This window comes from Zobellella denitrificans (genome assembly GCF_002237365.1).
Taxonomy (GTDB): domain Bacteria; phylum Pseudomonadota; class Gammaproteobacteria; order Enterobacterales; family Aeromonadaceae; genus Oceanimonas; species Oceanimonas denitrificans.
Genome location: NZ_NMUO01000050.1, coordinates 1 through 14112 on the forward strand (window position 1 = coordinate 1; position 14112 = coordinate 14112).

Genomic DNA, 14112 nt, shown 5'->3' on the forward strand with positions numbered 1-14112 from the left:
GGCCCGCGCCAGCACCTCGCCCATGTCCAGCACCGGCGAGGCGGGAATGCCCGCCGCCGCCAGGCTGGCGATGGCCGACGCCACGCTGTGGCCGGACAGCCAGCTTTCGATCAGGTCGCGCAGCACCGGCTCGTGGCGGGTGCGGGCCTCGTCGGACCCGAAGCGGGCGTCCTGCGCCAGCCCGGGCCGGCCCATGACGGCGCACAGCGCGGCAAACTGGCGGTTGTTGAGCACCGCGATAATGACCCGGCCATCGGCGGCGTTGAAGGAGCCGAAGGGGGTGGACAAGGGATGACGGTTGCCGACCCGCCCCGGTGCCTCGCCCCCGAACATCCATTGGGCCACCGGGGTCGGCATCAGCGAGAACAGGCAGTCGAGCATGGCGATATCCAGGTGGACCCCCTCGCCGCTGCGCTGCCGGTCGAACAGGGCGGCCAGTATGGCCCAGGAGGCATAGAGCCCGGCGGCCAGATCGGCGATGGACTCGCCCACCTTGGTCGGCGCGCCGTCGGGCTCGCCGGTGATGGCCATGATGCCGGACATGGCCTGCACCACCAGATCGTAGGCCGGCAGGCCGCTCGACTCGCCCCGCTGGCCGAAGCCGGAAATGCTGGCGTAGATGATGTCGGGGTTGATGGCCTTGATGGCCGCAAAGCCCACCCCCAGCCGTTCGGCCACCCCCGGCTTGAAGTTTTCCACCAGGACGTCGGCCTCGCGCACCAGCTCCAGCAAGCGGGCCAGGTGCCCGGGATTTTTCAGATCCGCCACCACCCCTTTCTTGTTGCGGTTCATCAGGGTGAACAGGGCGCTTTCTCCCTGCTCAAAGGGACCCACATGGCGATACTCATCACCGCCCGGCGGTTCTACCTTGATGACCTCGGCGCCCAGATCCGACAACAGGGCGGTGCAGAAGGGGCCGGACAGGACCCGGGTGAGATCGACGATTTTAATCCCGGCCAGGGGCTGACGCTGGTGCTGCTGTTCCATGGTATGGGCCTCAGAGTGGTGGTGAAGTCTTGGCTCTGAGTTTGTCAGCGGGTGAATATTGTGTAAAATATTAGTTACATATATTCAATATAGATTTTTCTAGTAGTGATAACCCTGCATCAACTCAAGGTGTTCGTGGCGGTGGCCGAAAGCGGCGGTACCGCCGCTGCCGCCCGCCAGCTGCACCTGTCCCAGCCGTCGGTATCGCTGATCGTGCGCAACCTGGAAGCCGAGCTGGGGGCCGAGCTGTTTATCCGCAACCCGCCACGGGGGCTGGCCATCACCCCCTTCGGCCGCGGCAAGCTGGAAGAAGCCCGGGCCCTGCTGTCCCGCGCCGAGATGTTCGCCGAGCCGCAGGATGCCGGCCCCCAGCTGCGCGGCCAGATCACCATCGGTTATTTCAGTTCCCTGGGGCCGCCCTATGTGCCCGCCCTGTTGCGCCGCTTGCGGGAAACGCTGCCCGGGGTGGAAGTACAACTGCGCGAGGGGGATCTCGGCTCCATCAGCCGCATGCTGGACACCGGCCAGGTCGAGCTGGCGCTAACCTACGATCTGGGCATGACCGAACGCCCCCGGGTGCAGCTGCTCAAGAAGTGCCGGTTCTACGCCGCCCTGCCCCCGACGCATCCGCTGGCCCGGCAGCAGGCCGTGTCGCTGGAGGATCTGGCTGGGGAGGCGCTGATCCAGATCGACTTGCCGCACAGCCGGGAGTTTCTGATGTCGCCGTTCTGGCAATACCAGCTGGAGCCCCGTATCGCCTACCGCACCACCTCGCTGGAAATGGTGCGCGGCATGGTGGCCCAGGGGCTGGGGGTCGCCCTGCTGATCACCCGTCCGCTGTCGGATCAGACCCAGGACGGCGCCCGCCTGGTGTGCCGCCCCATCGCCAACCCGCTGCCGTCGCAGCGGCTGGTGCTGGCCCACTCCCACCATTTTTCCCCCACCCCGGTGGCCGAGGCGGTGATGGCGGAGGTAAAACGGATGTTTACGGAGGAGCCGGCAACACCCTAGGCGAAGCGCTTCGGAAGACCGGCGCCTCAGCCAAAGGCGCCGATGGCATTGAGGAACATCAGCACGATAAACACCGGGCTCAGGTAGCGGATGGTGAAGCGCCACAGCCGGTAGCCCAGGTCCCGGCCCAGTTCCTGCTCGGTGGCGGTGCGGCTCATCACCCAGCCGGCGAACAGGGCGATAAAGAGCCCGGACAACGGCATGATCCAGCTGGAGGTGAGGTAGTCCAGGCCGCCGAAGAAGGTCTTGCCGAACAGGGTGTGTTGCTCCCACAGGTTGAAGGAGAAGACGGTGCCCAGGCTCAGCAGCCACATCAGTACCCCCGAGCCCAGGCAGGCCCGCGCCCGGCTGATGCGGTAGCGCCCGGTCAGCCAGGCCACCGCCGGCTCGATCAGCGAAATGGCCGAGGTCAGCGCCGCCACCGACAGCATCACGAAGAAGAGGGCGCCGAACAGCGCACCCAGCGGCATCTGGCCGAAGGCGATGGGCAGGGTCACGAACAGCAGCCCGGGGCCGGCGCCCGGCTCCAGGCCGTTGGCGAACACCAGGGGGAAGATCACCATGCCCGCCAAGAGCGCCACCAGGGTGTCCAGCAGGCCGATGGTCAGCGCCGTTTTGGCGATGGACACCTTGCCGGGCAGGTAGGCGCCGTAGGTCATCATGCCGCCCCCGGCCAGGCTCAGGGTGAAGAAGGCGTGGCCCAGGGCCACCAGCACGCTGTTGCCCGAGAGCTTGCCGAAGTCCGGGTTGAACAGGAATTCCAGCCCCTGCATGAAGTGGCCCGTGGTCATGGCGTAGCCCACCAGCACCAGCAGCAACAGGAAGAGCCCGGGCATCATCAGGTTGACCGCCCGCTCCAGCCCCTGCCGGACCCCCAGGGCGACAATCCCCAGGGTCAGTGCCAGCACCAGGCTGCCCCAGAAGATCAGGGTCAGCGGCGATGCCAGCAGGGCACCGAAGTGGGCGCCCACCTGCTCGCCGGAGGCGGCGTTGAAGGTGCCGGCGCCGGTGTCGAAGATATAAGCCACCGCCCAGCCGGCCACCACCACGTAGAAGCTGAGCAACAGAAAGCCGGTGAGCACCCCCACCCAGCCGAGCCAGCGCCAGCGGGGCGACGCCCCCGCCTCCCCGGCCAGGGCGGCCATGGCATGGGGCGGGTTGTGGCGGCCGCGCCGGCCTATCATCACCTCGGCCATCAGCAGCGGGATGCCGATCACCAGGATGCAGGCCAGGTACACCAGCACGAAGGCGGCGCCGCCGTGCTCGCCGGTGATGTAGGGGAATTTCCAGATATTGCCGAGCCCCACCGCCGAGCCGGTGGCGGCCAGCACGAAGGCCATGCGGCCGGACCATTGGGGGCTGGCGGCGGTGGACGCGGCCACCTGGCCCAGGCCGCCGAGCGGCCGGGTCAGACTGTTGTTTTCCATAACGGTGTTCTCCTTGGGGGTAATGAGGTTGGTGGCCGGGCTCAGGTTACCGCGGTCAGTTTGCGGAACTCGGGCTGCTTCCACTCTTCCCGGCGCATCACCTCGGCCAGGGCCTGCACCGTGTCCCACAGATCCACGTAGCGGGTGTAGAGGGGAGTAAAGCCGAAGCGCAGTATGTCGGGGGCGCGGAAGTCGCCGATGATGTTGCGGGCGATCAGCGCCTGCATGATGGCGAAGCCCTGCTCATGGGTGAGCGACACCTGGCTGCCGCGCCGTTCGGCGTCCCGCGGCGAGGCAAGCCCGAAACCAAAGTCCCCGCAGTGCGACTCCACCAGCTCGATGAAGATCTCCCCCATCCGGCGGGACTTGGCGCGGATCTGCCCCATGTCGGCGGACACCATCAGCTCCACCCCCACCTCCAGCACGCTGGTGGCCAGCACCCCGGTGGTGCCGCACAGGCCGCGCCGGATGCCGGCGGCCGGCTCGAACCTGTCCTGCATGGCGAAGGGGTTGGCGTGGCCGAACCAGCCGCTCAGGGGCTGGCGGAACGCCTCCTGGTGGCGGCGGGCCACGAACAGGAAGCCGGGGGCGCCGGGGCCGCCGTTCAGGTACTTGTAGCCGCAACCCACGGCGAAGTCGGCGCCGGCGCCGTTCAGGTCTACCGGCACGGCGCCGGCGCTGTGGCTCAGATCCCACAGCATCAGCGCGCCCACGGCCCGGGCCCGGGCGCTGAGGGCGGCCATGTCGAACATCTCGCCGGACTTGTAGTGCACATGGGTCAGCACCACCAGGGCGGTGTCTTCGTCGATAAGCGTTTCCAGCGCCTCCCGCGGCGCCGTTTCCAGCCGCACGCCGGGCCGGAACCGCTCCAGCCCCTGCAGGATGTAGAGATCCGTGGGGAAGTTGCCGGGTTCGGAGACTACTTTGCCGCGTCCCGGGCGCATCTCCAGCGCCGCCGCCGCCAGCTTGAACAGGTTGACCGAGGTGGAATCGGCCACCACCACCTCGCCCCGCTCGGCGCCGATCAGGCGCGCGATCTTGTCCCCCACCCGCTCGGGCAGGCTTATCCAGTCGTGGGTGTTCCAGCTGCGGATAAGGCCCCGGCCCCACTCCTGCTCCACCACCTCGGCGGCACGCCGGCGGGCGGCCCCGGGCAGGGCGCCCAGGGAGTTGCCGTTCAGGTAGACAAGCCCCTCTTCCAGCTCGAACTGCTGCCGGTAAGGGGCCAGGGGATCGTCCCGATCCAGCCGGGCCAGATGGTCGCGGGTCAGGGTGGTCATGCTTCACTTCTCCTCAGCAGGGCGCGCACGGGCGAGGCGTCCAGGTGCGCCAGTTTCAACGGGGGGGCTATCAGTTCGTAATGGCCGGGCTCGATGTCGTCCAGCACCAGCCCTTCCAGGATGGCCATGCGGTGATGCCAGACCCGCTGGTGGGCGTCCAGGGTCTTGGCGTCCTGGGGGTCCAGCGAGGGGCTGTCGACCCCGATAAGGCGGGCGCCCCGCTCGGCCAGCAGATCGATGGTGGCGGCGGCCACGGCGGTAAAGTCCGCCCGCCATTGATCATGGGGAAAACGGGCGCAGGTTTTCAGCAGCACCCGCTCCAGCCGCGCCGGCAGCCCGGCGGGCAAATCGCCGGGCTCCACCCGGCCGCGGGCATGGGTCAGGTCCAGCACCAGGCAGGGGCCGATATAGGCCTCCAGCGCCACCTCGGCCATGGCCTGGCCCTCGGCGTGGTAATGCAGGGGCGCGTCGGCATGGGTGCCGGTGTGGGTGGACAGGCACAGCCGCGCCACGTTCACCGGGCAGCCGTTTTCCATCACCCAGCTCGGCTCGGCGCTGTAGGGGGTGTCGCCCGGCCACACCGGTATGCCGGGGCGCAGGGTTTGGGAGATGTCCCAGATCCGGCTCATATAGTTCTCCTCAGATGCTGGTGCGCACCGCCCAGAGTTCGGGGAAAAAGGTCAGGTCCAGCGCCTTCACCAGGTAGGAAACACCGCCGGTGCCGCCGGTGCCCTTCTTGTGGCCGATGATGCGCTCCACCGTCTTCATGTGGCTGAAGCGCCATTTCTGGAAGTTGTATTCCATGTCCACCAGCTTCTCGGCCAGCTCGTACAGATCCCAGTACTGCTCGGTATGGTGATAGACCCGGGACCAGGCGGCCTCCACCTCGGCGCAGGCCTGGTAGGGCTGGGACCAGTCCCGCTCCAGGCAGTGGGCGGGCAGCGCGAAACCGCGCCGGTGCAGCAGTTGCAGGCTGATGTCGTAGATGCTGGGGGCTTCCAGTATGGCGCTCAGGTGCCGGTAATGCTCCGGGTGGGCCCGGTGGGCCTCCACCATGCGGGCGTTCTTGTTGCCGAGCAGAAACTCCAGCTCCCGGTACTGGTAGGACTGGAACCCCGAGCTCTGCCCCAGGCTGCCGCGAAAGCGGGCATAGTCGGCCGGGGTCATGGTCACCAGCACTTCCCAGGCCTTGATCAACTGCTCCTGGATGCGCGCCACCCGCGACAGCATCTTGAACGCCGGCGGCAGCTGGTCCCGGCGGATATGCTCGGCGGCGGCATGGGCCTCGTGCAGGCACAGCTTGATCCACAGCTCCGACACCTGGTGGATGACGATAAACAGCATCTCGTCGTGCTCGGCGGAGCGGGGCCGCTGGCAGTGGAGCAGGGCGTCCAGATCCAGGTACTGGCCGTAGCTGAGGTCCTGTTGCCAGTGCACCCCCTCGTTGTCCAGATCCACCATGCCCTGGCGGGCGGTGATCGATTCCTTGCCACGCATAACCAACATCCCGTTAACAATTGAAGATAACTTGAGTTTACGCCGCCCCCGGCCTTGGTGTAAATTTCATTAAAATTCACTTTTTAATTAAATAAATTAATAGATGAGCGTTCGAGTCAGTACCCGGCATATGCAGATGATGGTGGCCCTGAGCGAGGCCGGCAGCCTGGTGGAAGCCGCCCAGTTGCTGGGCCTGACCCAGTCCGCCCTGAGCCACCGCATCAAGGAGGCGGAGCGGCTGCTCAACACCGAGCTGTTCTACCGCCAGCACAAGAAACTGGTGCCCACCAGCGCCGGCAAGCGGCTGCTGCATTCCTCCCGGCTGGTGCTGGCGGAGCTGGAGCGGGCCGAGGCCGATATCAACAAGCTGTCGGTGGGCATAGAGCACGTGGTGCGCCTGGGCAACGAGGCCTACGGCGGCTACCACTGGCTGCCCGCCTGCCTGGCCGCCTTCGCCCGGGAGCAGCCCACCATCAGCGTGGAGATCATCCCCGACGTCTCCCTCGATCCTTACGCCGCCCTGCGCACCGGGCGCATAGACCTGGCGCTGACCTCGGGCCAGCCGCCCGAGGGCTTCCAGTGCCGGCGGCTGTTCCGGGACGAGATGCGGCTGGTGCTGCCCGCGGAGCATGAACTGGCCGGGGAAGACTGGGTGAGCGCCGGGCAGGTGGCGGCCCACACCTACGTGACCTACCACACCCAGCCGGGCAAGGGACGGGAATACGAGCAGCTGTTCAGCCACTACCGGCTGTTGCCGGCCCGGGTGATCCGGGCCGGGGTAACCGAGGCGGTGATCGCCCTGGTGAAGGAAGGCTTCGGGCTGACCATCATGCCGGAGTGGGTGCTGACGCCCTACCTGGCCCAGGGCGGGCTGAGCACGGTGCGGGTGACGGAAGAAGGGCTCCACCTGGACTGGCAGCTGCTGCTGCGCAGGGACGAGGCCCCCGACTCCCCCACCGCCCGCTTCGCCGACTGCCTGGCACGGGTGACGCCGGGCACCCGTTGATCAGAGCGGTATCACCACCTTGGCCCAGAAGGCATCGCCTTCGGGCCTGCCGACGCCATCACAGCAACATGGTCACCAGGCTGCCTTTCCAGCTCAGCAGCACCAGGGTCACCAGGGTCGCCAGCAGGAAGGGCAGCAGGGCACGAAAGATGCTCAGGGGGGAAGCTCCGGTCATGGAGGAGGCGATAAAGAGCCCGGCGCCCACCGGCGGGGTCAGCAGGCCCATCACCAGGGTCAGGCACACCACCACCCCGAACTGATAGGGGCTGATGCCGAACTGCAGCTGGGCGATGGGCAGCAGTATGGGCACCACCAGGATCAGGGCGGCGATGCCGTCGAGCACCATGCCCACCAGCAGCAGTATGCCCACCACCATCAGCAGGAACACGAAGGGATCCGAAGTCTGCTCGGCAATCCAGGCGGCGGCGCCCTGGGGGATCTCCTCGAACACGATCACCCAGCCGAATACCCCGGCCGCCGCGATCAGCAGGATCACCATGCCGGAGTTGATGGCGGTGCGCCGGAGGATGCCGAACAGGTGGGAAAACTGCAGATCCTTGTACACGAACCGGCCGATCAGCAGGGCGCCCAGCGACGCCAGCGCCGCCGACTCGGTCGGGGTGGCCAGGCCGGTGAGGATGCCGCCGATGATCAGCACCGGGATCACCCCGGCCGGCAGCCCCATCAGCAGGTATTCCAGGGCCTGCCTGCGGCTGGGCCAGTCCCCTTTCGGGTACTGGTGGACCAGCCCCATCAGGCTGATGACCAGGAAGAACAGCAACGACATGATAAGCCCGGGCACGATGCCGGCGATAAACATCTCGGCGATGGGTACCTGGGCCAGCACCCCGAACAGCACGAACAGCATGGACGGGGGAATGATGGGCGACAGCAGGCCGCCGGCGGCGGTAATGGCCGCCGAGAAGGGCTTGTCGTAGCCTTCCTTCTCCATCGCCGGCACCATGGCCCGGGACATGATGGCGATCTGCGACGCCGCCGAGCCCATGATGGCCGCCATCATCATGTTGGCCACCAGGTTGATGTAGGCGAGCCCGCCCCTGAAGCCGCCCACCAGGATCCGCGCCAGGTTGATCAGCCGCTTGGTCAGGCCGCCTTCGTTCATCAGCTCGCCGGCCAGCATAAAGAGGGGAATGGCCAGCAGGCCATAGCTCTCGATGGCCCCGAACAGCTGCTGGGGATAAGACTCGAACAGCACGGTATTGCCGGAGGAGCCGATATACCAGATGGCGGTGAGCGCCAATACCAGGGCGATGGGCACGGCGGTAAACAGCAGTACCAGGAATACAACCAGGGTCATGTGGGCTCTCCCGTCATTGTCTGTTGCGAACCGCTCAGGCTGTCAAACAGGTTGAGCAGGGCGTGAATTCCCAGGGACAGGGAGAACACCGGCAGCACCAGCCAGACCCAGAACTTTTTGATGCCCAGGGTATTGGTGTTTTCCGCGTACATAAAGTTGAAGGTTTCCGACTGAAAGGCCTGGAAATCAAACCCCGCCTGCATCAGGGCCAGGGGGCTGTACCAACGCCAGCACAGCACGAAGAGGGCCAGGGCAAACCCCAGTATCATCAGGTCACTGAACACCGTCAGCCAGCGCCGCAGGGCGGCCGGCAACTGGTCGGTGAGGATGGTGACGGCAACACCCCGGCGCTTTTTCAAGACCGCCGAGGTGCTGATAAAGGTCATCCATACCATGCAGTAGATGGCCAGCTCGTCCACCCAGTAGATCGCCTGCCCCATGGCCCGGGTGACGATATTGAGCAGCACCAGCAAGGTGACGGCCCCGGCCAGCAAGGCCGCGACCGTCATTTCCACCGACGCTACCCTATCCGATATGCGCTTAAGCATTACTCCACTCTCCCCGGCCCCGGCATGGCATGCCGGGGCTCTCCTGGTTACTAATCGGCTCAGCTGCCCTTGATATCCTGGGCGGCCCGGCGCAGCCCATCCAGCGCCTTGGCCTTGCTGGACCAGGTGGCTTCCCAGCGCTGGATGGCGTCGGCGAAGGTGGCGCGATCCGCCTCGACGATCTGGATGTTCAGATCACGCAGCTGCTGCTCCTGATCCCGCTCCTGTTGCCGGAACTGCTCGATCACCTTGTCCAGCTGGGCCTTCATCAGGCCCTGGATCAGCGCCTTGTCGTCATTGCCCAGCTCACGCCACACCCGGCCGGACACCACGCCCACCATGGGGAACATCATGTGGTTGGACAGCAGCAGGTGGTTGGCCCGCTCGTAGAATTTCAGCACCAGGATGGAGTCGAAATCCATGTCGATGGCGTCGACCTGGCCGTTGGCCAGGGCGTCGTACACACCGGGCAGGGGCAGCGGCGTGGGCGCCGAGCCCAGGGCGGTATAGAAGTCGCGGATGGGCTCGAAGGGGGTGATACGCAGTTTCTTGCCCTTCAGATCCCCGGGGCCTTCCACCGCGCTCCGGCTCAGCACCTGGCGCATGCCGGCCATGCCGTAGCCGATGCCCACCACGCCGACGCTGCCCGGCAGCTGATCCAGCAAGCGGGAAGCCGCGTCCGACTGCAGCAGGGCGGCGGCCTGATCGATGTCCTCCACCAGGTAGGGAGCATAAAGGGCGCCGAAGTCGGGCACCCGGTTGGAGATCTCGGCGATGGTCAGGAAGGCCATGTCCAGGGCGCCGGTTTGCAGCTGTTGCACCATCTGGGCTTCGTTGCCCAGTTGCTGGGAGGGAAACACCGACACCCGGTGCTGGCCGTGGGACTGATCGCGCAGCTCCTGGGCGAAGTCGGTAGCCGCCTGGGTCCAGATATGGGCCGGCGGAGTGATAAGCCCCAGGCGGAAATCCCGGGCCTGGGCGGTGACGGAACCCAGTGCCAGGCCGGCGGCCGCTACCAGGGTGAGTGCTGTTTTGAATCTGGTCATGTTCAACTCCATTATGATGTTATTCAGTCCGTTTATGACTCACGGTTGCTTCTGCCGGGGCCTGCCGGCCCCGGCGAGGAACTCAGCTAAAGCGCACCGAGGCGCTGCCGATGCCGCCGACGGACACCGTCATATGGTCCCCGGCCCGCACCGGCTCCAGCGGCACCAGGGCGCCGGACAGGATCACCTCGCCCGCCTTCAGCCCGATGCCTCGCTGGCCCAAGGTATTGGCCAGCCAGGCCACGCAGTTCACCGGGCTGCCCAGGGCCGCCGCCCCGGCGCCGGTGCTGATGATGGCGCCGTTCTTTTCCACCACCATGCCGCAGGTGGCCAGGTCGAGCTTGCGCGGGCTCACCGCGGTGTCGCCCAGCACAAAGACCCCGCAGGAGGCGTTGTCGGCAATGGTGTCCTGGATGTTTATCTGCCAGTGCTCGATGCGCGAATCCACCACCTCGAAGCAGGGCAGCACGCACTCGGTGGCGGCCAGCACGTCGGCGGCGGTCACCCCCGGGCCCATCAGGTCGCGCTTGAGGATAAAGGCGATTTCGCCCTCGGCCCGCGGCTGGATAAGCTGCTGGCTGATGGGCACCTCCTGGCCCTGGCTGTACACCATGGCGTCGGTGAGAAAGCCGAAGTCCGGCTGGTCCACCTTGAGCATGCTTTGCACCGCCTTGGAGGTAAGGCCGATTTTCTTGCCGATGACCCGCTCGCCGTCGGCCAGGCGGCGGTCGAGCAGGTGCAGCGAGATGTGATAGGCATCGTCGATGCTGATGTCGGCGGCCCGGCGGGTGAGCGGCGCCAGGGGCTCGCGCTGGCGCAGGGCCCGGTAGAGCTCGTCGCCGTACTGGATAATCTGTTCCTGGTTCATGGTCGCTCCTTACAGCTTGATACAGATGTTCTTCAGCTCGGTGTAGAACTCCAGGCCGTGCACCCCGCCCTCCCGGCCGATGCCGGACTGCTTGGCGCCGCCGAAGGCGGTGCGCAGGTCGCGCAGGAACCAGCTGTTCACCCACACGATGCCCGCCTCCATCTGCTCCGCCACCCGCACCGCCCGGCTGCTGTTCTCGGTCCAGATGGCCGCCGCCAGGCCGTAGTCGGTGTCGTTGGCCAAGGCAATGACTTCCTCTTCGCTGTCGAACGGCCGGATATGGCAGCAGGGCCCGAAGATTTCCTCGCGGATGACCCGGGCGTCGTCGCTCAGGCCGGTCCAGATGGTCGGCTCGACCCAGGCGCCGCCGTTGAGCTCGGGCCCCATGTCCGGGATGCCGCCGCCGATTTCCACGGTGGCGCCCTCCTCCACCGCCAGGCGGTAGTAGGACAGCACCTTGTCCCGGTGCTCCTGGCTCACCAGCGGGCCGAAGTTGGCCTGCGGGTCCTGTGGCCGGCCGAGTTTCAGCTTGGCCACCTCTTCCTTCATCCGCGCCAGGAAGGCGTCGAAGATGGGCCGCTCCACGTACACCCGCTCGGTGCCCAGGCACACCTGGCCGCAGTTGACGAAGGCCGAGCGCATGGTGCCCTCCACCGCCTTCTCTAGGTCGCAGTCGGCGAACACGATGCCGGGGTTCTTGCCGCCGCACTCCAGCGAGATGTTGCGCAGGCCCACGGCGGCGGCCTTCATGATGGCCTCGCCGGTGCGGGTCTCGCCGGTGAAGGTGATGGCGTCCACCAGCGGGTGGGTGGTGAGGAACTCGCCGGCGGAGTCGGGGCCGAAGCCGTGCACCACGTTGAACACCCCGGGCGGCACGCCGCACTCGTTCATCACCTCACCCAGCAGGGTGGTGGTGGCGGGGGTTTCTTCCGACGGCTTGACCACCACGGTGTTGCCGCAGGCCAGGGCCGGGCCCACCTTCCAGGTCATCAGCAGCAGCGGCAGGTTCCAGGGAGCGATAACGGCGATGACCCCCTTGGGTGTGCGGTGGCCGACGTTGAGCGCGCCTTTGCCGTCCGGGGTGTCCAGGCGGAAGCCCTCGGTGGGGTGGTTGGCCAGGGTCTCGGCGAAGGCGGTGAAGTTGGCGGCGCCGCGCGGAATGTCGATGTGGCTGGCGATGCTGTAGGGCTTGCCGGTGTCGCGGCACTCGGCCTCGAGGAACTCGTCGAAGCGCTCGTTGATGCGGTTGGCGACCTTGTGCAACAGGGCGGTGCGCTGGGCCTGGGTGAGCTTGCCCCAGGGGCCCTTGAGCGCGGCCCTGGCGGCGCGCACGGCGGCATCGACCTCGTCACGGCCGGCCTCGTGCACCCGGCCGATCAGGCTGTTGTCCACCGGGCAGCGGTTGTCGAAGGTCTTGCCGCTGGCGGAGGCGACGTACTCGCCGTTAATAAAGTGCTTGAATTCGTTCATGTGTTGCTCTCGTCATGGGTTGCCCCGGCGCCCGGGGCCTGGACTCCCGCCTGCGCGGGAGTGACGGTATGTTGCGGTGCGCTGTTTACGTCCAGCTTCCAGCCTCAAGCTTCCAGCGCTTAAGTCAGCACGGTCAGGAAGCGTTCGTTCAGCTGGCGGTCGTGGTAGAAGATGGCCTTGCCCAGTTTGTCCGCATCCCAGGTGATGGGCGGGTGGTCCGGGTAGAAGGCGTCGCCGCCGCAGAACACCTCGTTGCGGTTGCCCGAGGGGTCGAAGAAGTAGATGGTCTGGCCGTGGGTGATGCCGTGGCGGGTGGGGCCGATGTCGATGGAGGTGTTGGTCATCGAAATCAGGTCGCCGGCGCGCAGCACGTCTTCCCAGGTTTCCAGGAAGAAGGAGGCGTGGTGGAACTTGTTCTTCTCCGCATGTTTGATAAAGGCCACGTCGTGGGACTTCATCGACACGGTGAGGAACTGGGCCACCCGCTCGCCGTCCGGGGTCAGCACCTGCTCGCACAGGTCGAAGCCGAGCACCTCGTGGAACAGCTGGAAGGTGCCGTCCAGGTCGTCGCCGTACAGCAGGCAGTGGTCGAAGCGCTGGGCCTTCATGCCCTTGAGGTCACGGGGCCAGGCTTCCGGGTTGTGGTTGCCGATGCCGTAGCGGCCGGGCTGGGCCTTGCTGGCGAACAGCTCAAAGGCATGACCGGTGGGCGCGGTGAAGCGCAGCCGGCGGCCGCAGCCCTTGAGTTCGCCTTCGGGGATGTCCTCCACCGCCACGCCGTAGGCGAGCAGGTCCCGGTGCAGGCGGTCGAGGGTGGCCTCGTCCAGCACCTTGAACGCCATAAAGTCCATGCCGGGCTCGTCGGCCTCGCGCAGCACCACCGAGAACTGGTCCACTTCGGTCCAGCCCTTGAGGTAGACCCGGCCCTGGTCGTCCCGGTCGGTTTCAATCAGGCCGAGCAGGTCCCGATAGTGGGCCAGGGCGTCGTTCATGTTCATCACGCGCAGCTGCACGTGGCCGGGGCGGATTACACCTTTTTTCATCGTCCTTACTCCTTTATCCATGTCCATTGCAGAGCCGGGCCGCCGGGGTGTCCAGGCAGGGGGTGGCCAGCTCGATATCCAGGTCGCCCTCGGGCAGCACCCGGCAGGCCAGGGCGTAGCCCTGCTCGGCCTGCTCAAGGCTGACGTGGCGGCGACTCATGCATTGCCGTTGGTAGGGGCCCTGCAGGATGCGCACCCGGCACAGGCCGCAGCCGCCGCAGCGGCAGCCCACCGGCACCGGCCGCGTGAGCCCGGCCTCGGCCCCGGCGAGCAGGCTTTGCCCGGGGGCGACCCGGAACTGCTCACAGGGTTGGTCCGGGTGGTGCAGGGTGATGGTGTAGTGGGGCATCCTGGCCTCCTGTTGTGTATCAAGGTCGAATAAATTCGACCCTACGGGCTAACGCCCCCGCGTCTTGGCCGACTGGCCGCCGATGCCGAAGTGCTGCTTGGGCAGCTCGTTAATCAGCACCCGCACCGACTCCCGCGGCGCGTCCAGCGCCCGCACCAGGGCGGCGGTCACTTCCTCGATGACCGCTTCCTTCTGGGCGTCGTTGCGCCCTTCCATCATGTTCACCAGGACTATCGGCATGGCGGCGTCTCCTTCTGTGGCT

The 14112-nt window shown here is 66.7% G+C and carries 15 protein-coding genes; 2 read left to right on the plus strand and 13 right to left on the minus strand.

Annotated features, from left to right (window positions below; genetic code table 11):
* On the minus strand, positions 1-987 hold a 987-nt coding region (locus CGX12_RS11595; protein WP_094040040.1), incomplete at its 3' end, for a CaiB/BaiF CoA transferase family protein.
* Positions 988-1092: 105 nt separating this feature from the next.
* On the opposite strand from CGX12_RS11595, the gene CGX12_RS11600 reads away from it, so the two are divergent.
* Positions 1093-1998, plus strand: coding sequence for a LysR family transcriptional regulator (locus CGX12_RS11600; protein WP_094040041.1), 906 nt, complete (start codon positions 1093-1095; stop codon positions 1996-1998).
* 26 nt (positions 1999-2024) lie between these two features.
* Here the strand turns inward: CGX12_RS11600 and CGX12_RS11605 are convergent, their stop codons facing one another.
* Genes CGX12_RS11605 through kynA form a run of 4 tightly spaced genes read right to left on the minus strand, consistent with a single transcriptional unit; the run spans position 2025 to position 6202 of the window.
* On the minus strand, positions 2025-3425 hold the full coding sequence (locus tag CGX12_RS11605) for a sodium-dependent transporter (RefSeq protein ID WP_094040042.1): 1401 nt from the start codon (positions 3423-3425) through the stop codon (positions 2025-2027).
* Between the two features lie 41 nt (positions 3426-3466).
* Positions 3467-4705, minus strand: coding sequence for a kynureninase (gene kynU, locus CGX12_RS11610; protein ID WP_094040043.1), 1239 nt, complete (start codon positions 4703-4705; stop codon positions 3467-3469).
* On the minus strand, positions 4702-5334 hold the full coding sequence (gene kynB / locus CGX12_RS11615) for an arylformamidase (protein WP_094040044.1): 633 nt from the start codon (positions 5332-5334) through the stop codon (positions 4702-4704). Before kynB ends, kynU begins: the two co-directional genes overlap by 4 nt.
* A gap of 10 nt (positions 5335-5344) precedes the next feature.
* Complete coding sequence (kynA, locus tag CGX12_RS11620; protein ID WP_094040045.1) at positions 5345-6202, minus strand: tryptophan 2,3-dioxygenase; 858 nt, start codon at positions 6200-6202, stop codon at positions 5345-5347.
* A gap of 103 nt (positions 6203-6305) precedes the next feature.
* Between kynA and CGX12_RS11625 the strand changes: the two genes are divergently transcribed.
* Positions 6306-7208 (plus strand): LysR family transcriptional regulator, encoded by a 903-nt coding sequence (locus CGX12_RS11625; RefSeq protein ID WP_094040046.1) that lies wholly within the window; start codon positions 6306-6308, stop codon positions 7206-7208.
* Positions 7209-7266: 58 nt separating this feature from the next.
* On the opposite strand, the gene CGX12_RS11630 is transcribed toward CGX12_RS11625, so the two are convergent.
* The 8 genes from CGX12_RS11630 to thmT all read right to left on the minus strand — a co-directional run bounded on the left by CGX12_RS11630 (position 7267) and on the right by thmT (position 14090).
* Entirely contained in the window at positions 7267-8526 is a 1260-nt protein-coding gene (locus CGX12_RS11630; protein ID WP_094040047.1) for a TRAP transporter large permease, read from the minus strand.
* Complete coding sequence (locus tag CGX12_RS11635) at positions 8523-9074, minus strand: TRAP transporter small permease (protein WP_094040048.1); 552 nt, start codon at positions 9072-9074, stop codon at positions 8523-8525. The genes CGX12_RS11630 and CGX12_RS11635 overlap by 4 nt, the downstream gene beginning before the upstream one ends.
* 59 nt (positions 9075-9133) lie before the next feature.
* Entirely contained in the window at positions 9134-10120 is a 987-nt protein-coding gene (locus CGX12_RS11640) for a TRAP transporter substrate-binding protein (RefSeq protein ID WP_094040049.1), read from the minus strand.
* Positions 10121-10202: 82 nt separating this feature from the next.
* Complete coding sequence (gene dmpE / locus CGX12_RS11645; protein WP_094040050.1) at positions 10203-10988, minus strand: 2-oxopent-4-enoate hydratase; 786 nt, start codon at positions 10986-10988, stop codon at positions 10203-10205.
* 9 nt (positions 10989-10997) lie between these two features.
* Positions 10998-12458, minus strand: a complete 1461-nt coding sequence (locus tag CGX12_RS11650; RefSeq protein ID WP_094040051.1) for a 2-hydroxymuconic semialdehyde dehydrogenase — start codon at positions 12456-12458, stop codon at positions 10998-11000.
* 119 nt (positions 12459-12577) lie between these two features.
* Positions 12578-13501: a catechol 2,3-dioxygenase gene (locus tag CGX12_RS11655; protein WP_094040052.1), complete on the minus strand. Its 924-nt coding sequence runs from the start codon at positions 13499-13501 to the stop codon at positions 12578-12580.
* A 13-nt stretch (positions 13502-13514) separates the two neighbouring features.
* Positions 13515-13850 carry a 2Fe-2S iron-sulfur cluster-binding protein gene (locus CGX12_RS11660; protein ID WP_094040053.1) on the minus strand — a complete coding sequence of 112 codons (336 nt, stop codon included), beginning with the start codon at positions 13848-13850 and terminating at the stop codon, positions 13515-13517.
* A gap of 48 nt (positions 13851-13898) precedes the next feature.
* The gene (gene thmT, locus CGX12_RS11665) at positions 13899-14090 is read right to left on the minus strand and encodes a 2-hydroxymuconate tautomerase (protein ID WP_094040054.1); all 192 of its coding nucleotides are present in this window, start codon (positions 14088-14090) and stop codon (positions 13899-13901) included.
* Positions 14091-14112 lie beyond the last annotated feature (22 nt).